General features: G+C 64.6%; 1 protein-coding gene. It reads right to left on the reverse strand.

The window, feature by feature from the left end; translation table 11 throughout:
• Positions 1-315: hypothetical protein (locus tag DT057_RS35120; RefSeq protein WP_162501629.1), on the reverse strand; the 315-nt coding region annotated here is incomplete at its 3' end.
• Positions 316-712: the final 397 nt, after the last annotated feature.

Raw genomic sequence — 712 nt, forward strand, 5'->3', positions numbered from 1 at the left:
ATCACCGCGCCGCCTGACCGCCTCCGTCACCCAAATTCCTGCATAGCTCGCGACGAGATCGAGCAGCACCGGAAGGCCGGGAAATCCGATCAGCACATCGCGGCGATCATCGAGCAGGCGACCGGCAAGCGTATCAGCGCAGAGGCCATCGCCGAGCATTACGCGACCCCAGACCAGCGCCATCCCCACGGAGAGTAAGCCGGAGGCATCGAGCCCGGCATGACCCGTTGATGGCGCAAGCGGGGAGATGGAGCGGGCACCGAAAAGCGGGTGAGGCACGGATAGCGCGACGTGCAAGATTGCGGTGTAATACACCGCAATCTTGGCAAGGGGGCCGTTGCGCGCCCCCGTTGCATCCCCCACGCAGTGGCGCTCTCTCGGCATCGAGCCTCATCACACCACAGAAACGTCCGCCGTTTCATCCGTTCAGGAGGCGGCGTTCCTGCCCCTCCCGAAACCCACCCAGACCAAGCGCTTCGCCGCTGGACCACGACCAGGAGGAGACTTCGCTCTCCCCTGGACCCCATCGACCAAAGGCGTCTGCCGCCCTTGGAACCCTGCACCAGGCTGATCGCACCTGGACGCGACCAGGAGCCTTCGCGCCCTGGACCCTGATCCTCCCGGAAGGCCAACCCTCGCGCCGGGTTGGATGCGCGTATGAAGTAGCATGGCCTAGACCGCGTGGACAGTTACCTAAGCCATAGTACGATGG

Source organism: Methylobacterium crusticola, assembly GCF_003574465.1.
Lineage (GTDB): Bacteria > Pseudomonadota > Alphaproteobacteria > Rhizobiales > Beijerinckiaceae > Methylobacterium > Methylobacterium crusticola.